Source organism: Chitinophaga sp., assembly GCF_039596155.1.
Taxonomy (GTDB): Bacteria; Bacteroidota; Bacteroidia; order Chitinophagales; family Chitinophagaceae; genus Chitinophaga.
Map to the genome: position 1 here is coordinate 22,122 of NZ_JBCNKF010000014.1, position 17,971 is coordinate 40,092.

Here is a 17,971-nt window from a genome sequence, read left to right on the forward strand (position 1 = left end):
ATTCGCAAAGCCTCGATTACACTATTTCTTCCTTCTTTTTGAATTCCATTACCACCGCACCGATCAACAGCAACATGACCAGCAGTGAGCTATAGAAACCAATCTTATCGCCCAGGTAGAAGCTCTGGGGATGGAACTTAAATACGATCTCGTGTTTGCCAGCCGGTACACTCATCCCTCTCAGTGCATAATCTACGCGCACGTATGGAGCTTCTACACCATCAACATATGCTTTCCAGCCTTCTTTATAATACACTTCACTGAACACGGCGAATTGTGGAGTAGCAGCATTCGATGTATAGCTGATCTGATCCACATCATTCTTCACGAGTGAAATAGTAGCGGTAGAATCGTACACGGGTTGGTCCTTTACAGCAGGTTTATAACGCTGATCGATCACTACAGAGTCTTTTGTATTCAGGTTATCCAATGCTTTCATTTCTGCATCTGCATTGGGTACCCATACAATATCCTTTACGAACCAGGCATTGCCCAGCGCCTGTGGATTGCGTTGTACTACCTGCTGCCCGCCCTGACCTGGTGCGATAATATACTTCGCATTCAGCATATTCAGCACGTTGATATTATTCTTGCTGATCTGATGTTCGATCAGGTCCTGGTACAGGGTCAGTTTGGCGGCATGGTAACCACCTACAGAATTGTGGAAATAGGAAGTCATCGCATCGCTGAACGGATCCCCTTTCGTTACGTTAAACACCCTGTAATAAGGGTCTTTATCCTGGGAGATCTGCTGATCAGCCGGCGTTGCACTGAAGTTGCCTTTATATTTGGATTCTTCTTCGTAATTATCTGAGTTCAGGTAACGGGTATCTACCTGTAATAAATCAAATGACACCAGTGCAATCAGGCCTGCAGCCAGCCACTGCATTTTGATCTTATCTTTCAGATAATACCAGATCAGGCCAAACGCCAGTATGAACAGGATGATAGCCCTGAATACATCACTTCTGTAGATAGCAGCTCTGTCTGCATGCAAGGCACGCATCAGCTGGTTGGCGATGTCATCGCTACCTCCTGCCATCTGCTTGAATTGTTGTGCCATCATCTGATCTGAGTTGTTAGACCAGCTGAGGGTAACAGACAATACCAGCAATATGCCCAGTATAACACCCATGATGATACCGGACTTTTTCAGGTTTGTTACCAGGTCAGCTTTCTTCAGTTCCGGGTTCAGTAAGGCCTGTAAGCCCATTACTGCAAGGATAACCAGTGTAAGTTGGGGTATGATCAACACCATGCTTGGTGCCCTGAACTTGTTATAGAACGGCAGGTAATCGAACAGCGCGTAGTTGAAGAACGCGAGGTTGCTACCGTAGGACATAAGTATTGCCAGCACTGTGATGGCGAGTATCCACCACTTGTGCCATGACCTGATGAGGCGGAAGCTGAAGATGGCCAGGAATACCACCACGATGCCGAGATAAACCGGACCGGAAGTGCCCGGTTGTTCACCCCAGTATAGCGGCCAGGCCTTAATCATCTGGGACGCCTGTTGGTCGGGAACACCCAGGCTCTTTAATGTCTTGTAGGTATCAGAACTTTCAGATAAAGGACCTTGTGAACTACCACCATACAGGTTAGGTACTACGAAAGTGAATGTTTCGAAGATACCATAGCTCCAGCGGAACGCATAGTCCTTCGTCAGACCACCGCCTTTGTTATTATTCTCACCGGTATCAGGTGTCAGTTCTGATTTACCGCCGCGAATAGTCTCTTTGGAGTATTCGTAGGTGGTCCACATAGACATGGTATTGACTGCAGCACTTAAACCAATCGCTGCAATAACCAATACGCCTGTGATAACCAGGTGTTTAAAATCTTTTGCCCTGATAGTATATACCGCAAATACAATTCCCAGTACTCCGAGTAACAGCAGGAAGTAATAAGTGACCTGCATGTGGTTAGAAGCAATGAGAAGAGACATGAAAACAGCTGTGACAGCCACGCCTATGGTATATTTCTTTTGAGTAAGTAGTATAATACCGGCGAGCACCGCAGGAATATAGGCGATTGCCATCATTTTTGTATCGTGGCCAGCGCCGACAATAATCGGATCATAGCTGGAATAGGCATAAGCCACAGCACCCAGTACCCCTATCCAGGAACGTGCACCCAATACTACGCTCAGAAAGTAAAAGGAGATGGCTGCCAGGAAGAAGAAGTTGATCGGCTTGGGCATCCAGAGCGTAAATACCTTGCCAAGATCGGTAATATTGAAAGGCTGACGGCTTTCCAGCACAATCTGGTAGGAAGGCATACCGCCGAACATACTGTTGTTCCAGAGAGGGGCTTCGCCATGAGCAGCCTTGTAATCAAGCGATTGCTTGGCCATTGCCTGCCATTGAATATTATCGCCCTGTGCCAGGACCTGACCGTCCAGCACTGGTTTACAATAGATGATTGCCAGCAACAGGAGTACACCAATTGCGATGATATGTGGCAGGAATTTCTTGAACCAATCAGGTTTCATATAGTTATGTACTTGTTTATGAGTGCGTAAAGGTAATATATTATGGAATATATAATAAGTCGGGTAAATGCGCTATTCATGCTCCGGCAGATGCACGGGTTCCCAGAACCCTTTCAGCACATCTATCCTGAACTGGATCACCGGCCATGATTTTGCCGGTTTACCCTGCAGCAAGTAATACCCGCCAATCACTACACTGGCACCTAGCTTAAATAAGTACTCTATCCCTTTCTTAAATGTGGCGCCGCCTCCTTTTTCCTTCATCCTCACCTTTTCTCCGCGACCAATTCCGGAGGCTACCCTGTACATATACTCGGAAGTCAGTTTCTTTACCTCTACTACGTGGTGCACGACCACCGTCGGATCGTACCAGATAACGCCCCCTCTTTCAATGAGCTTGTAAAAGAATTCCTTGCCTTCGCCTCCGATCCTCAGGGTGCCTTTTACCCCCGGCAAACTGGTATTGAACCCCTTCACCGCAAAAAAGTCGTCTCTTCTCACAATCATATTGGATTCCAGCGGATACCGGCCATTGTCAAACGGCTTCAGTACCGGGCTATAGTCGAAATTCCCGACGAGAGAGGATACATAATGTGACATCCATTTAGGTTCGGCAGGGATATATCTTGGAATGATACGGCCGCCGAGACCGGTTGCATCCGGGTGGGTTTCAAAGAAGCGAATGATATTTTGCAAATACCCTGGCATAGCTACGGCATCGTCATCCATACAGCAGATCAATTGTCCTTTAGACAATTCCGCGCCGGTGTTGCGTGCGTAGGATGCACCCTGCCTCTTTTCGAGGTGGTAGGATACCTGCATGTCCGGGTGGGTAGCGATGTATGCCTTTACTTTCTCAGCGGTATTATCCTGGCTGTTATTATCGACCACAATCACCTCATACAATTTTTTATCAAGGTCCTGTTGGTACAGACTATCAATGGCCTGTATGATATAGGCTTCCCTGTTATAAGAGCAGATGACTATTGAAATCGCAATTTGCATGGGCAGTTGTGTTTTTTCTAATTCAGACCTGCACAGAATAAACCATGCCAGTCTTAAATTTTTTTTGAAGAAAGCAAAATAACTGTAATTTATCCGAAATTTCAATATGGACAGGTTACGATTCTTTTTAAAACTGGCTTTTATCTGCAACCTGTGTTTCGCATTGGCTGAGGTGGCACAATACATTGATTTTAAAGGACAATTCAGTGAATTATTGAAATTCATCCTGCCTATGGGCCTGATCGTGGCATTCCCACTTAACCTGATTACGCTGATTATTGCCATCATCCTGCTGGTAAGGCATAAACTGAGGCTGGCAGACTTGCCGCCTTACGTATTTATAGTAAATCTTCTTATCTTACTCTTTCAATTCTACTTTCTTTTCTGATGGTAAACAATTTACTGAATGATAAGCCGACGAAGCTATTTGTGATCTTCTGTAGTTTTTTCGTGGCGAATGCATTGATTGCCGAGTGCATAGGTGGGAAGATCTTCTCACTGGAAAGGTTACTGGGACTACCGGTACATACCTTTACAATTTTTGGTTACCCGGGGCTGTCATTCAACCTGACGTGTGGGGTTTTGCTATGGCCGTTGGAGTTTGTGCTGACGGATGTGGTAAATGAGTACTTTGGGCCGAAGGCTGTAAGGAGGATCTCTTATATCGCGGTTGGATTGATTTCTTATGCTTTCCTCATGTTCTATATTGCGATCAAGGTGCCGGCGGCTGACTGGTGGCTGGGCTCCAGTACGCAGGATGGTGTACCTAACATGCAGGATGCATTTGGCAGTATCTTCGGACAGGGCATGTGGATCATTTTTGCGAGTATCATGGCATTTTTGGTGAGCCAGATCGTGGATGTGACCGTGTTTCACCGGATCAAGAGAGCGACAGGGGAGAAGCATGTATGGCTGCGGGCTACGGGATCTACTATTATTAGTCAGTTGGTAGATAGCTTCATTGTGCTATTTATTGCCTTCAAGATTGGGAAGGGGTGGAGCTGGCAGCAGGTGCTGGCGATATGTGTGGTCAACTATACGTACAAGTTTATTATGGCGATCGCATTGACACCATTGATCTATTTCCTGGAGAGCAGAGTCGCGAAGTACCTGGGTAAGGAGACGACGGAGCGAATGAAGGCGGCAGCTATGGGGAAGGACGTCGCGTAAGGATATTTAAAAAGGGGCTTTTGTATTCAATAACAAAAGCCCCTTTTTTTATAAGTTAATTCGCAAATTTCGATTTTATTAAAGTCGCTACTACTTTATCAATCGGCAGGTGTACAGATGCCGCAGAAAAATCATCCCAATCGATCCACCTGGCGGCTTCTACGTCTGTTACGCCTTCAGGTATGACAAAGTCAAATGGTTTCTCTAACAGGGGCGCTACAAAAGGAGACAGCGGTGTAACGAGGTAATAGATTGAAATGATCTGTGTTTCATTGTCAAACGCAGAGATCTGGAAAAAATCAGTCGTATACAGGTGTTCTACCACCGCCACTTCCTGACTTAGTTCTTCTTTCCATTCGCGGACAATGCATTCCAGTGTACCTTCTCCGAATTCTAACCCACCACCGGGAAATTTTGTGAAATAATTGCCTTTGATGTATTCATCAGTGACCAGTACCTGTTTTTTGTCGTTTATCATGATGCCATAAACCCGTACGTTGAACAAAGCTGCCATATAGAAGGTATGTTGTGTAGGGCAAATGTAGGTGAAAAACAAATGCGGCAGGTATTACGGTACCAGCGGTCCGGAAGTGTTAAGACATGCAGTACCTGGTTTCGCTGTTCTGTCATTTTTACACCATGCATCACTTTGTCAGGGCTGTCCACCGCCTCCTGTTGCGCCGTAAATCTGTCCTGTACTAAAGCTAGCATCACTGGCAGCCAGCTGCACATAAATAGACCCGAGTTCTGCTGGTTGTCCGGGTCGTCCCATGGGGGATTCTTCTCCAAACTTTTGCAGCTTCTCCATAGTCTGCCCACCACAGACCTGCAAGGGTGTCCATACCGGACCAGGAGCTACGCCATTTACGCGGATGCCCTTTGGAGCCAGTTGTTTTGCCAGTGACTTCACAAAGTTCATGGTCGCCGCTTTTGTCTGTGCATAATCATACAAATTGGGCGAAGGGTCATATGCCTGCACAGAGGTGGTACCAATGATCACAGATCCGGGTTGTAAGTGCGGCAAGGCTGCTTTGATGATCCAGAAAGGCGCGTAAATATTCGTCTTGATCGTCCAGTCAAATTGTTCAGAAGAGATATCCAGGATAGATTCATGGGATTGTTGCCTGGCAGCGTTGCTGACCAGGATATCCAGGCCGCCCAATGCCTTCACGGCATCTTCAACGAGTTTCTTACAAAATGTCTCATCCCGTAGATCCCCCGGGATGCCTACCCCTTTTCTACCTTCTTTTTTAATCAGTGCCAGTACTTCGTCAGCATCCGGCTGTTCATCGGGCAGATAATTGATCACGACATCTGCGCCTTCGCGGGCATATGCAATGGCGGCGGCGCGTCCCATGCCAGAGTCACCGCCGGTGATCAGCGCTTTACGCCCACTGAGCCGTCCACTTCCTTTGTAGGAGGTCTCACCATGATCTGGTTTGGGAACCATTTTCGAAGCCAGGGCTGGCCATGGTTGAGACTGGGCCTGGAAGGGCGGTTTAGGATATTTATTCAATGGGTTTTCCAGGGCTGCAGCGTGATTATTAGCCACATGGGGCATTGGTCCCGACCTGGAGACAACGGGGCTGATGGCCATTGCTGCAATACTGGCGCCCAGTCCGGTTACGACCTGCCGGCGCGTGAGGTGATTGTTCTGATCCATACGGCTAAAATTTATAATGCGAGAACAACCCCAGTGCCAAACAGGATAAACAATTGATTTATAGAGTAATATAAAAAAGGCCGCAAGGGTTACCCCTGCGGCCTTATATACACATTATAGGGTGATTAGAACCATTTCTTCTTCATAAAATACCAGCTTATAATCACAGAGATGATAATAGAGAGCATGACCGGAATATAAAAGGCATGGGCATTTCGCTGGAAGGGGATGTCTACGTTCATGCCATAGATACTTGCCACCAGCATAGGAAACGTGAGTACGATCGTGATCGAAGTCAGCCGCTTCATGACCAGGTTCAGGTTATTGGAGATGATACTTGCAAAAGCATCCATAGAACTGCTCATGATGTTCGTATACACATTGGCCATTTCAAGTGCCTGTGAGGTATCTACGATCAGGTCCTGCAGAAATTCCTTCTCATCCTCGTTGAGTCCCAGGAAGTTGGTCCGCTCCATTTTCATGAGCAGGAGTTCGTTGCTGCGCAGGGCGGTTACAAAATAGACCAGGCTTTTCTGGATCCGCATGATGTACAGCAGTTCCTCGTTTCGGTTGCTGTCATAAAGTTTCTGCTCCAATATGTTCCTGCGCTGATTGATCTCTTTGAGGTAGTCGAGGAAGTTCATGACTACTTTCTCAAAGACCTTCAGCACCATCATATTCCGCTTTTCAGGATGGCGGTTATGAAAGGTATTGAGGAATTTATTGATGGCGGCGTTATCGAATGAATTGACGGTAAGGATCTGGTTATGCGTCAGAATGATCACAATGGGGATTGTGATATAATACGCATCACTTTCGTTGATCGAATTGTTTTCCGTAGGTGTTTTGATAACGATGAGTTTTACGTTATCCTCCAGCTCATAGCGGGATCTTTCGTCAATATCGAGGGAGTCGGTGAGGAAGTCGAGCGGAATGTCCAGCTCTTCAGAGAGCTGTTCGAACTCGGCCTGTTTGAGGGGCGGGGTAATGTTCACCCAGACACCATTTTCAGGGGTTTTTACCTCAACTGTCCGTGCGTCTATATTTTTGAAGTATTGGATCATTCGGCCGCAAAGGTAGAATAATTAATAGGAAAGCATATTGCTTAATTATTAATTAATAGCGTGTGCTACCAGCCGGGAGGATCTGTGGCGGCTGAGAAAGCGGGGATAGCGGACCGTACGGCCGGTTTCGTGTGTGGTGGTTGCCTGGCGGAGAGATAATTTGTCAATAGGGATAATGGCGGCTTCCTTCGTGACAGGTGCCATCCTGGTATGATTAATTACTATGTCTCTGACAGCCACCTGCAGCACCTCCTCGTTCAAAAGCGAAGGAACCAGCACGGTACAGCCTACGAACCTTTTCACCCGGTACAGCAACCGCTCTTTTACATAAGCAACGCAGCCCGTCTTTTCTCTTTTCATACAAGCTGGTAGCAGCACAGTACATCCAGCTACACCATCCACCTTTTGCAGGGTAGTGTTCTTTACTGATGACGGTAACAGGACTGTGCATCCGGCCATTTTACTCAGCCGGATGAAAGAGGCCTCTCTCAGAGAGGCCGGTAAAAGGACACTACAACCGGCTACCTTATTGAGCCGGTGCCTGGATGTCTCCTTCAAAAACGAGGGTAGCAGGACCACACAGCCAGATGTCTTCATATTCGCGTTCGCCGGTTTTGGTAAAGCGTACTTCCAGTCCACCTCCGAGGGTCTGTACGGGTACGGTATAAGTTTTCTCTTCTGTGCCGGAAGTCATGAGTGCAGCGGCGGTAACGCCGGTACCGCAGGAATAGGTTTCATCTTCCACGCCTCTTTCGTAAGTGCGTACAAAGATGCCATTGTCGGTAGGCTGAACAAAGTTCACGTTGGTACCCACGGCTTTGAAACGATCATTGTAGCGGATTTGTCGGCCTTCTTCGAATACGTCGAGGGCTTTTACATCGTCTACAAACTTTACAAAGTGAGGAGAACCGGTATTCAGGTAAAAGTAGAGATTGCCTACTTCTACTCCTTTCACGTCCTGCATTTTCAGGTTTACCCAGTCAGTACCTTTCATGGTGGCTTCGTGTGGACCATCTATCGCCATGAAACGCAGTACCTCGCCGCTCAGGCCCATTTTGCGGGCAAAAGCTACGAGACAACGGCCACCATTGCCACACATGCTGCTTTCCTTGCCATCAGCATTATAATATTTCATACCAAAGTCGTAGCCTTCGTAATGGTTGAGCAACATTAAGCCATCAGCACCGATGCCGAAGCGGCGGTCGCATAGGAAGTGCACCTGCTCTTCAGTGAGAAAATTATATTGGCCGTCGCGATTGTCCATAATGACGAAGTCATTGCCGGTCCCCTGGTATTTGTAAAAATGAATTGCTGACATAATGGGACAAATTTAATATACTTTAGGATAGGTTGCAAATTGCGCTGTGCGGGAGTATGATCATATGGATAGGTAGGGCCGTCAGGCCTACAGGAAAGGCCGTTTATTAATTCATTCCATTTTTTGTTGGAAGATATTTCTGTAACTTCCCATTATGTCCATCTTACCTGTTTTAATGTACCTGACTTTTGCTGTCACTGCCGTTAAACCCGTGACGCCTGATGTTGTTTTTCTCGATGAAAACAATAAGGAAGTATCCCTGAATGCCCTCAAAGGCAAAGTGGTGTTCATTAACTTCTGGGCTACCTGGTGCCCGCCCTGCAGAGAAGAATTGCCTTCTATTCATAAACTGAAACAGGCATTCAGGGATAATAATAAGATTGTTTTTCTCTTGGTAGACATTGACGGAAATTTGAATAAATCAAAGGCTTTTATGAAAAAGCATCAGTATGATTTACCGGTGTATGTACCTAAAAGCCCGATTCCTTCTAACTTATTAGGGAAAGCAATTCCAACTACTGTAATCATTGATAAAAAGGGCAGGATGGTTGGTCATATTGAAGGTGGCATGGATTATTATACGAAGGATGTCATCAAAGGACTGAAGGATCTTACAGAGCAGCTATGAGAAGGAAGTATAATCCAGCCTGTCAGAAGACAGGCTGTTTTCCCTAATTGTTTATTGTTATTTATACGAGGCGCAAAGGTATTGCTGAATTCTGTGGAAATTCTGGATATTGGCTTTATCCCCTTGTATATCACTTTTTTTCAGTCATTAGCAGGGGATGGAATCATTTGTGCAAAATGATATTGTTTAACTTAACTTGCAGGACTTTTTAACTAACTAGTATGACAAGTCCAATTGAGATAACGGCAGCTGTGCAAAATCTGATCGATCGCGTAGGGTCAGAATATGAATACGAAATTATACCGGTATTACCCGGCACTACTATAAAAGGCGGTCGCATGATCACAGGCTGGGCCGTATGGTTAAGTGAATTCATCTGCGAAGCTGAGCCAACTGAGGTATGGGAAAATGAGCAGGGGGAACTGATTGCTGTGACCACCCCACATGTACCCGTAGATCGACTGCTGTTTATTCCCGATGATAACATCACACCCGAAGGAAAGCACATACGTGTCAGTGTTAGTAACAACCCGCTGGTAGACCACCTTATCGCACTGGCAGATCTGAAAGATTTTCTCGTTCCTTATGGTACCGTACTGGAAGATGGAAAAGTGAACTTTAATACCTATACCGGTAATGTATACAACCATTATGATGCCCTGTTCAATAACCTGCTCCTTTTCCTGTCAGAGGGTAAGAAGATCGGTGCAAAGTGTTATTGCGGCAGCATGAAACCCTATAGCCAGTGCCATGGCAAAAATCTCGCTGCTGCTATTGAAGAAGATAAGAAAGCGGTAAAGAAATTCAACGATGCACTGAATGAAGAAGAGGTTGTAAAGGAAGAAGTGAAGGCACTTTAGGTGATGCCGGAAAATGGTTGAATGAGCGCACGTCTGCAATCATAAAAACAACAGGTTAGTTTCAGAAAACTGTTTCTCCGATTCATGAGCGATTTTTTCCGGTTCATGCAGGTTGCAAAGATATCCCACTTTTAGCTACTGATATTTGTCCCGGGCAATGTAAAAAACTGCCCGGGATAATTATTATGACTAACAGTAAAATGCAGGTATTATTGGCGGCATTGCTTGTATGGCAGGTGGCGGGCGGGTGTCAACCCGGCAAGGCAAATGGAGAAAAATATGAGCCCGCAGCAGCCCCTGAACTTCCTGTAATGCGCGTAGATACCACTACTGCATCAACAACAAAAGAATATGCCGCACAGCTGGAAGGCCGGGAGAACGTAGAAGTCCGGTCACAGGTAAATGGTTATCTCGACAAGGTATTCGTGGAAGAAGGAAGCTATGTTACCGCTGGCCAGCCCCTCTTCAAAATCAATGACCGCACTTACCAGGCACAGTTGGAGAAAGATCTCGCTTCCCTGCGTGCCGCACAATCCGCCGAAGCGAATGCGGCATTGGAAGTAGACAAGATCAGACCGCTCTCTGATAATAAGGTGGTATCTGATATCCAACTCAAAACAGCGCTTACTAATTTACAAACAGCCCGCGCCAACGTGGAAGAGGCAAAGGCTGCCGTGGCAGCCAGCCGGGTAAATGTTGGATTTACCCTCATCAAAGCACCCGTGAGCGGCTATATTGGTCGTATTCCTAAAAGAACCGGTAACCTCATTAGCAGTGCCGATGCAAATGCCCTCACCACACTCTCCGATATCAGTAAGATCTACGCTTATTTCTCAATGAGTGAGAACGATTTTATCGCATTCAGCAAACAGATTAAAACTTTACCTGCCGTATCGCTCATTCTTTCTAACGGAGAGGTGTATGCCCACGAAGGAAAGATTGAAATGATCGACGGACAGTTTAATAAAACCACTGCTGCTATCAGCATCCGGGCTACCTTTCCCAATCCGGAGAGACTGCTCAGATCCGGGAATACCGGCAAGGTGAGCGTGAAACAATTCATACCGCACGTCATACTCGTTCCTCAGGCTGCTACGGTGGAACAACAAGACAAACGTTTTGTATATAAACTGGATACAGGTAATCTCGCAAAACGCCAGGCCGTGATTATAGCCGGCAGTACTGGCACCGACTTTATTGTAACAGCGGGTTTACAACCCGGTGATCAGATCCTCATAGCCGGTACTGAAACGATCACCGAAGGCACTGCCATCAAACCCACTTCAAAGAAATAATTTATGAATAAAATCATTCAACGGCCGGTGCTGGCAACAGTACTGTCCGTGATACTCGTCATACTTGGTGTGGTGGGCCTGAGTCAATTACCTGTTACACAGTTCCCTGATATTGCCCCACCCAGCGTAGTGGTGTCTGCATCCTTCCCGGGTGGTAATGCCGCTACCGTTATGCGTGCCGTGGTCACACCTATCGAAGAAGCCGTGAATGGGGTGGAGAATATGACCTACATTGAATCGAACGCCAGTAATGATGGCAGTGCCACGATTTCCGTTTATTTCAAACTTGGCACTGACCCGGACCAGGCAGCTGTGAACGTACAGAACCGCGTAGCACAGGTGACCAGTTACCTGCCTGCAGAAGTCGTACAGGCCGGCATATCGACGGTCAAACAACAACAGGGTCTCATCATGATCTTCAATATATACAGTGAAGATGCCGGGCAATATGATGAGAAGTTCCTTCAAAACTATGCTAAGATCAATGTTGTCCCCGAACTGAAACGTATTCCCGGTGTAGGACAGGTACAGATCTTTGGTGCCAAGGACTATTCCATGCGTGTATGGCTGGATCCTGAAAAACTTGCTGCACTCAATATCACGGCTGCGGAAGTGATCAGCGCCATACAGGACCAGAACCTGGAAGCTGCACCCGGTAAGTTTGGTGAAGGTAGTCATGAGCCTTTATCATACGTCATCAACTACGGAGGAAAATTCAATCAGCCGGAGCAATTCCAGAACATGGTCATAAAGGCTGCTGCAGATGGTTCTGTATTGTACCTGAAAGATGTGGCCCGCGTAGAACTGGGAGCCACCTCTTACAATACAGATACGAAAGCAGATGGTAAAGATGCGGTGACTGTAGCTATTACCCAGAATGCCGGGTCTAATGCCAGTGACATCCAGGTGGCTGCACAGGCCTTGATGAATAAGGCCGCTGCTGGTTTTCCCCAGGGCGTAAAATATGCGGTTATTTACAGTACCAAGCAGCAGCTGGATCTGTCCATAGACCAGGTAAAGCATACGCTGATAGAAGCTTTTGTGCTGGTATTCGTCATCGTATTGCTGTTCCTGCAGGACTTCCGTTCTACGCTGATTCCCGCTATTGCAGTACCGGTATCATTAATAGGTACATTCTTCTTCCTGAAGATGCTGGGTTTTTCTATCAACATGCTGACACTGTTCGCACTGGTACTGGCAATAGGAATTGTAGTAGATGATGCGATCGTGGTGGTAGAGGCGGTGCACGGAAAAATGGAGCGGTTTCATATGACTGCACGAGCCGCCACAGTAGCTGCATTGAGCGAGATTTCAGGAGCGATCGTTTCAATTACGCTTGTAATGGCAGCCGTGTTCTTACCGGTTGGATTCATGGAAGGACCAACAGGCGTATTTTACAGGCAATTTGCATTCACCCTGGCAATCGCCATCCTGATCTCTGCATTCAATGCATTGACCTTGAGCCCTGCCTTATGTGCACTGTTCCTGAAAAATAATCATGGTACCGCAAAGAACCGATTTTATCAGGCATTTAACACAGGATTTAATGCACTGACCGATAAATATACAGGTGGTATAAAGTTCCTGATCCGGTATAAATGGGTGGGATTGGGCCTGCTGGCTATCGTGACCGCAGCAAGCGTATGGCTCATGAATACTACCTCCAGAGGATTTATTCCGAATGAAGATGATGGCCTTATCACTTTTTCTCTAAGTCTGCCTGCAGGCGCCGGTTTGGATCGCACAACAGAAGTACTGAGGATGGCTGATAGTTTATTTAAACAGCATGAAGCTATTGCATCGGCGACAACCGTATCTGGCTTCGACCTGTTGAGTAACAGTGCGAGCCCGGCATATGCTTTAGGTTTTATACAACTAAAGCCTGCGGCAGCGCGCGGAAAGATCAAAAACAGGGATACTATCATCAACGTGATCAATAAACAGTTGTCAGTGATCAAACAGGGAACTTTCAATGTGTTTACCATGCCTACAGTTCCCGGCTTCGGTAACTTCAATGGCCTGGAGCTGATGTTACAGGATCGTACCGGAGGACCGGTAGATAAATTCAGCGCTACTGCAAACAGGTTTGTTGAGCAAATGATGGAGCTGCCGGAAATTGAACAGTCATTCACTATGTTCCGTGCTGACTTCCCGCAATATATGATAACAGTTGACGCCGTAAAAGCAAAGCAGCTGGGTGTGAGCATCAGTAACCTGATGAGCAATATCCAGACGAATTATGGTAGTAACCAGGCATCTGATTTCAACCTGTTTGGTAAATATTACCGGGTCATGGTACAGGCACAACCTGAAAGCAGAACTAATCCGCAGACATTGGAAACGATGTTTGTAAAGAATGACCAGGGCGCGATGGTCCCGGTGAACAGCATTATCAAATTGAAACGTGTGTATGGCCCGGAGGTGCTGAAAAGATATAACCTTTATAATGCGATCTCTGTAAATGCAACAGCAGCTGCGGGATACAGCACGGGGGACGCCATTGCCGCCATCGAAAAGCTGGCAGCTGCAAAACTTCCTGCAGGATACAGCTATGAATGGACAGGTCTGAGTAAGGAGGAGAAAAATGCCGGCAGCCAGATGGTCCTGATTTTTGCGCTGGCGCTGTTGTTCGTGTATTTCCTGCTGGCAGCCCAATACGAAAGTTATATTCTTCCACTGGCAGTACTGTTGTCTATCCCAACAGGGCTACTAGGTGTTTTCCTGGCCGTTGGTATAGCGGGCATCGATAATAATATCTATGTACAGGTAGGCCTGGTGATGTTGATTGGTTTGCTGTCAAAGAATGCGATCCTGATCGTAGAATTCGCTGTGCAACGCAGAAAGGCGGGTAAGTCACTGGCAGCAGCAGCGATGGAAGCAGCGCGGCTGCGGTTACGGCCCATTATCATGACGTCGCTGGCATTCGTAGTTGGCCTCTTACCGCTGATGACTGTACAGGGACCGTCTGCTGAAGGTAACCATTCCATCAGCATCAGTACAGCAGGCGGGATGTTGACCGGCGTCATGCTGGGGATCTTTATCATACCCGTGTTATTCATCATATTCCAATTTTTGCAGGAGAAAGTTTCAGCCAATGAATAAGTATTTATATGTGACAGGCTTTGCCATGATGGTAATGGCCTGCAGGGTTGGGAAAGACTATTCCAGGCCTGCTGTAAATTTGCCATCTGCTTACAACGGGGCCACCACCGATACCAATAACATTGCAGCGGTACCGCTAGCTGCTTTTATTAAAGACGATGCGTTACAGCAGCTGGTAGACAGTGCCCTGCACCGGAACTTCGACCTCCGGGTAGCTGTGCAGCATATTGCGACGGCTGCAGCGTCTTTGAAAACAGCCCGCCAGGGGAACCTGCCGGATGTTAACCTGCCGGTCACTGCTAACCGAACCTGGTATTCCAAAAACAGTCTGAATGGATCGCTGGCCAACCAGTTTGCAAGTAATAGCTATATAGACGATTATAATGCTGGTTTATCTCTTAACTGGGAAGTGATCAGCTGGGGTAAGATTAGTCGCCTGAAGGAAGCTGCTTTGGCGGATTACCTGCAGACTGCCGAAGCGTCAAGAGCCGTGCAGACAAGTGTGATCAGTGAAGTGGCGCAGGGTTATTATAACCTGCTGATGCTGGATACCCAGAAGGAAGTGGCACTGAAGAATATCCAGCTTGCAGACAGCACATTAACGATGATGCAGTTACAGTACAATTCCGGGCTCGTTACCAACCTTGCGCTGGAACAAACGGCTGCACAATTGCGTACAGCACAGGCCCTGGTACCGCAGATTGAGCAGCAGATCCGGATACAGGAGAATGCGTTGAAACTGCTGACAGGTGAAATGCCGGGGAATATATCCAGGGGAAACCTGCGCGCTTTACAGGCTGATACTATTCCAGCAGCCGGCGTTCCGGTTCAGTTATTACAATACCGCCCAGATGTGCACGCGGCAGAACTGGCCGTACAGGCAGCCAATGCAAGAGCGGGGGTGGCAGCAGCCGCGCTCTATCCGGCGTTAACCATCACAGCTTCACTGGGGGCCAATTCATTTACCCCGGATAAGTGGTTTAATCTCCCTGGAAGTTTATATAAAACACTCGGTGCAGGTATTACACAACCTGTCTTTCAGCGTGGCAAACTAAAAGCAGACCTGGAAATAGCCAGGATAGCGGTCGAAACCAGTACCATCGGGTTTCAGCGCTCAGTGGTAACAGCTGTTCAGGAAGTGAGCAATGCGCTGGCCACGATCGAAAAGCTGAAAGCACAATATGCATTCGTCAACCAACGTGTTGCACATTTACAGCGCGCAACCAACAATGCGAACCTGTTATTTCAAAACGGGATGGCAAACTACCTGGAAGTAATCACTGCGCAGAGCAATGCCTTGCAGAGTGAATTGGAACTGGCCACTATAAAAAGAGATCAGCTAAACGCGGTGATTGCCTTGTATCGGGCATTGGGAGGTGGCTGGAAATAAATAGCTAATTTCGTTTTATGGAAATGGAAAGGGATAAATTATTCTATAAATATTACAGGTTTATCGTCATACCACTGGTATACCTCCTGTTCTTATTGCTCTCTTACCTCATGAACCCCTTTGGGAAGTACTGGGAGTACCTGGACCGAAGCCCGATCCAGATTCACCTGGAAGAGGCAGGTTTTGGACTGATCACCTGTTTCCTGATTACAGAGGTCAGCCTGGCCAGTGCCCGCTGGCTCGATAAATGGATGCCGTGGGAAAAGCGTCCGCTGTACCGGTTCTTTCTGCAAACTGTCTTTCTCATTATTGGCGTATTCATCATTCTGAAAGCAGAAGACTTAGTTTATTCAACATTTCTGCCTTGTCCGGATGGAAGTGTCACCGGTGACAAACTGGATGAATGGCAATTCCCCTTGATCTGCCTGATCATGGCCTTCCTGATCAGCGCAGTACATACCGGGAACTATTTTCTGAAACTCTGGAAGTCCTCTATGCTGGAGGCCTCCGAGCTACAACTCAAAGCTGCCAGGCTCAATGAGATTGCTATGCAGGCGCAATTGCAGTCACTGAAGTTACAGCTGGACCCTCATTTCCTGTTTAACAATTTCAGTACGCTGTCGGCCCTGATCGAAGATGATCCGAAGCTGGCCGCGTCTTTCCTGGAGAAGTTGTCGAAGGTGTACAGGTATATGATTACACACCTTGATAGCGATGTGATTAGTTTGTCGGAAGAATTGAAATTTATAGATGCCTATAGTTTCCTGATTAAAATCCGGCATGGTGAAAACGTGAACATACATATAGACATCGCTGCTGCGAATAAAAGTAAAGAAATACCACCCATCACATTGCAATTGCTGATTGAGAATGCGATCAAGCACAATATTGCCTCTCCTGCCCGGCCTTTGAATATTCTGATCCACGATGAAGGAAATGAGCTGGTAGTGAGAAATAATCTTCAACTTATTGCGAATGAATTACCTTCTACCAAAATGGGATTGGAGAATATTAAAAAGAGATATGAACTACTCTACGGGCAATCTGTTACGGTGAACGCTACAGGAGGTCAGTTTGAAGTAAGATTGCCATTGGTAGATCTAAAAAGTATATAACAATGCAGGTAGTGATCATTGAAGATGAGCGTCCTAATTCGACCCGACTGAAAAAGATGCTGACAGAACTGAACCCGGAAGTGGAAGTAATAGCTATACTTGAAACGATTACCGATAGTGTGGCATGGTTCCGCCAGTATCCACATCCTGATGTCGTATTGATGGATGTCAGGATTGCAGATGGGTTGAGCTTTGATATTTTTCCGCAGGTGCAATTACAATGCCCGGTGGTGTTTATTACTGCGTATGACGAATACGCCGTCAGGGCCTTTAAAGTAAATAGTCTCGACTATTTATTGAAACCGGTAGAGAAAGAAGATCTGTCTGTGGCGCTGGAAAAGGTGCAATCCAAGAGAATGTTGCAGGATACAGGGGAGCTGGTAAAACACCTGCTGGGATTATTACAGCGCAGGCAAAATACCTACCGTACCCGGTTTGTCATTCCCGTGAGAGACGAATTGAAGACAGTACATACGTCAAATATCCATTTTATTTACTATTCTGTTACCGGGACGCACCTGGTATTGAATGACAGGGAGCAGTTGCCGGTGAACATGAGTATGGACGAACTGGAAGAGCAACTGGATCCTGATGTCTTCTTCCGGGTGAACAGGCAGCATATAGTACATATTGACAGCATACAGGTGATAAAACAATATGCGGTCAGCAAACTGCGGGTAGTATTAAAGCAGGACCCTGAAAGAGAGATTATCATCAGTAAAGAGAAAGCGCCATTGTTTAAGCAATGGCTGGACAGATGATCCGTTAAACAGCGTTGAAATATTTTATCGCAGGAAGTCACTTCCTCATGATAGTTGTAGTGGTAGTAAGGCCCGGTGTTCACCGGGCCTTTTTGCATGTATAAATAAT

The 17,971-nt window shown here is 46.7% G+C and carries 16 protein-coding genes; 9 read left to right on the forward strand and 7 right to left on the reverse strand.

The features are described 5' to 3' along the window. Positions 1–16: 16 nt before the first annotated feature. On the reverse strand, positions 17–2,491 hold the full coding sequence (locus tag ABDW33_RS14825; RefSeq protein WP_343690850.1) for a YfhO family protein: 2,475 nt from the start codon (positions 2,489–2,491) through the stop codon (positions 17–19). A gap of 72 nt (positions 2,492–2,563) precedes the next feature. Beyond that, positions 2,564–3,496, reverse strand: coding sequence for a glycosyltransferase family 2 protein (locus tag ABDW33_RS14830; RefSeq protein WP_343690851.1), 933 nt, complete (start codon positions 3,494–3,496; stop codon positions 2,564–2,566). 106 nt (positions 3,497–3,602) lie between these two features. Here ABDW33_RS14830 and ABDW33_RS14835 point away from each other — a divergent pair, with 106 nt between their 5' ends. After that, positions 3,603–3,884, forward strand: a complete 282-nt coding sequence (locus tag ABDW33_RS14835) for a hypothetical protein (RefSeq protein WP_343690852.1) — start codon at positions 3,603–3,605, stop codon at positions 3,882–3,884. Further along, a complete protein-coding gene (locus tag ABDW33_RS14840) occupies positions 3,884–4,666 on the forward strand; it encodes a queuosine precursor transporter (protein WP_343690853.1) in 783 nt (260 codons plus the stop codon). The genes ABDW33_RS14835 and ABDW33_RS14840 overlap by 1 nt, the downstream gene beginning before the upstream one ends. Positions 4,667–4,721: 55 nt before the next feature. Here the strand turns inward: ABDW33_RS14840 and ABDW33_RS14845 are convergent, their stop codons facing one another. The 5 genes from ABDW33_RS14845 to dapF form a co-directional block, all read right to left on the reverse strand. Next, entirely contained in the window at positions 4,722–5,180 is a 459-nt protein-coding gene (locus ABDW33_RS14845; RefSeq protein ID WP_343690854.1) for an NUDIX domain-containing protein, read from the reverse strand. Between the two features lie 138 nt (positions 5,181–5,318). After that, positions 5,319–6,329 carry an SDR family oxidoreductase gene (locus ABDW33_RS14850; RefSeq protein WP_343690855.1) on the reverse strand — a complete coding sequence of 337 codons (1,011 nt, stop codon included), beginning with the start codon at positions 6,327–6,329 and terminating at the stop codon, positions 5,319–5,321. Between the two features lie 125 nt (positions 6,330–6,454). Further along, on the reverse strand, positions 6,455–7,393 hold the full coding sequence (locus ABDW33_RS14855; RefSeq protein WP_343690856.1) for a magnesium transporter CorA family protein: 939 nt from the start codon (positions 7,391–7,393) through the stop codon (positions 6,455–6,457). 48 nt (positions 7,394–7,441) lie between these two features. Then, positions 7,442–7,951, reverse strand: a complete 510-nt coding sequence (locus ABDW33_RS14860) for a hypothetical protein (RefSeq protein ID WP_343690857.1) — start codon at positions 7,949–7,951, stop codon at positions 7,442–7,444. Continuing rightward, the gene (gene dapF / locus ABDW33_RS14865) at positions 7,920–8,711 is read right to left on the reverse strand and encodes a diaminopimelate epimerase (RefSeq protein WP_343690858.1); all 792 of its coding nucleotides are present in this window, start codon (positions 8,709–8,711) and stop codon (positions 7,920–7,922) included. Before dapF ends, ABDW33_RS14860 begins: the two co-directional genes overlap by 32 nt. Positions 8,712–8,865: 154 nt before the next feature. Here dapF and ABDW33_RS14870 point away from each other — a divergent pair, with 154 nt between their 5' ends. The 7 genes from ABDW33_RS14870 (at position 8,866) to ABDW33_RS14900 (ending at position 17,862) form a co-directional block, all read left to right on the forward strand. After that, positions 8,866–9,339: a TlpA disulfide reductase family protein gene (locus ABDW33_RS14870; RefSeq protein ID WP_343690859.1), complete on the forward strand. Its 474-nt coding sequence runs from the start codon at positions 8,866–8,868 to the stop codon at positions 9,337–9,339. Between the two features lie 221 nt (positions 9,340–9,560). Next, entirely contained in the window at positions 9,561–10,199 is a 639-nt protein-coding gene (locus ABDW33_RS14875) for a hypothetical protein (protein WP_343690860.1), read from the forward strand. 185 nt (positions 10,200–10,384) lie between these two features. After that, positions 10,385–11,494, forward strand: coding sequence for an efflux RND transporter periplasmic adaptor subunit (locus ABDW33_RS14880; RefSeq protein ID WP_343690861.1), 1,110 nt, complete (start codon positions 10,385–10,387; stop codon positions 11,492–11,494). A gap of 3 nt (positions 11,495–11,497) precedes the next feature. Beyond that, on the forward strand, positions 11,498–14,596 hold the full coding sequence (locus ABDW33_RS14885) for an efflux RND transporter permease subunit (RefSeq protein WP_343690862.1): 3,099 nt from the start codon (positions 11,498–11,500) through the stop codon (positions 14,594–14,596). Further along, a complete protein-coding gene (locus ABDW33_RS14890) occupies positions 14,589–15,986 on the forward strand; it encodes an efflux transporter outer membrane subunit (RefSeq protein ID WP_343690863.1) in 1,398 nt (465 codons plus the stop codon). The genes ABDW33_RS14885 and ABDW33_RS14890 overlap by 8 nt, the downstream gene beginning before the upstream one ends. A 17-nt stretch (positions 15,987–16,003) precedes the next feature. Then, the gene (locus tag ABDW33_RS14895; protein ID WP_343690864.1) at positions 16,004–17,101 is read left to right on the forward strand and encodes a histidine kinase; all 1,098 of its coding nucleotides are present in this window, start codon (positions 16,004–16,006) and stop codon (positions 17,099–17,101) included. 2 nt (positions 17,102–17,103) lie between these two features. Beyond that, positions 17,104–17,862, forward strand: a complete 759-nt coding sequence (locus tag ABDW33_RS14900) for a LytTR family DNA-binding domain-containing protein (protein WP_343690865.1) — start codon at positions 17,104–17,106, stop codon at positions 17,860–17,862. Positions 17,863–17,971: the final 109 nt, after the last annotated feature.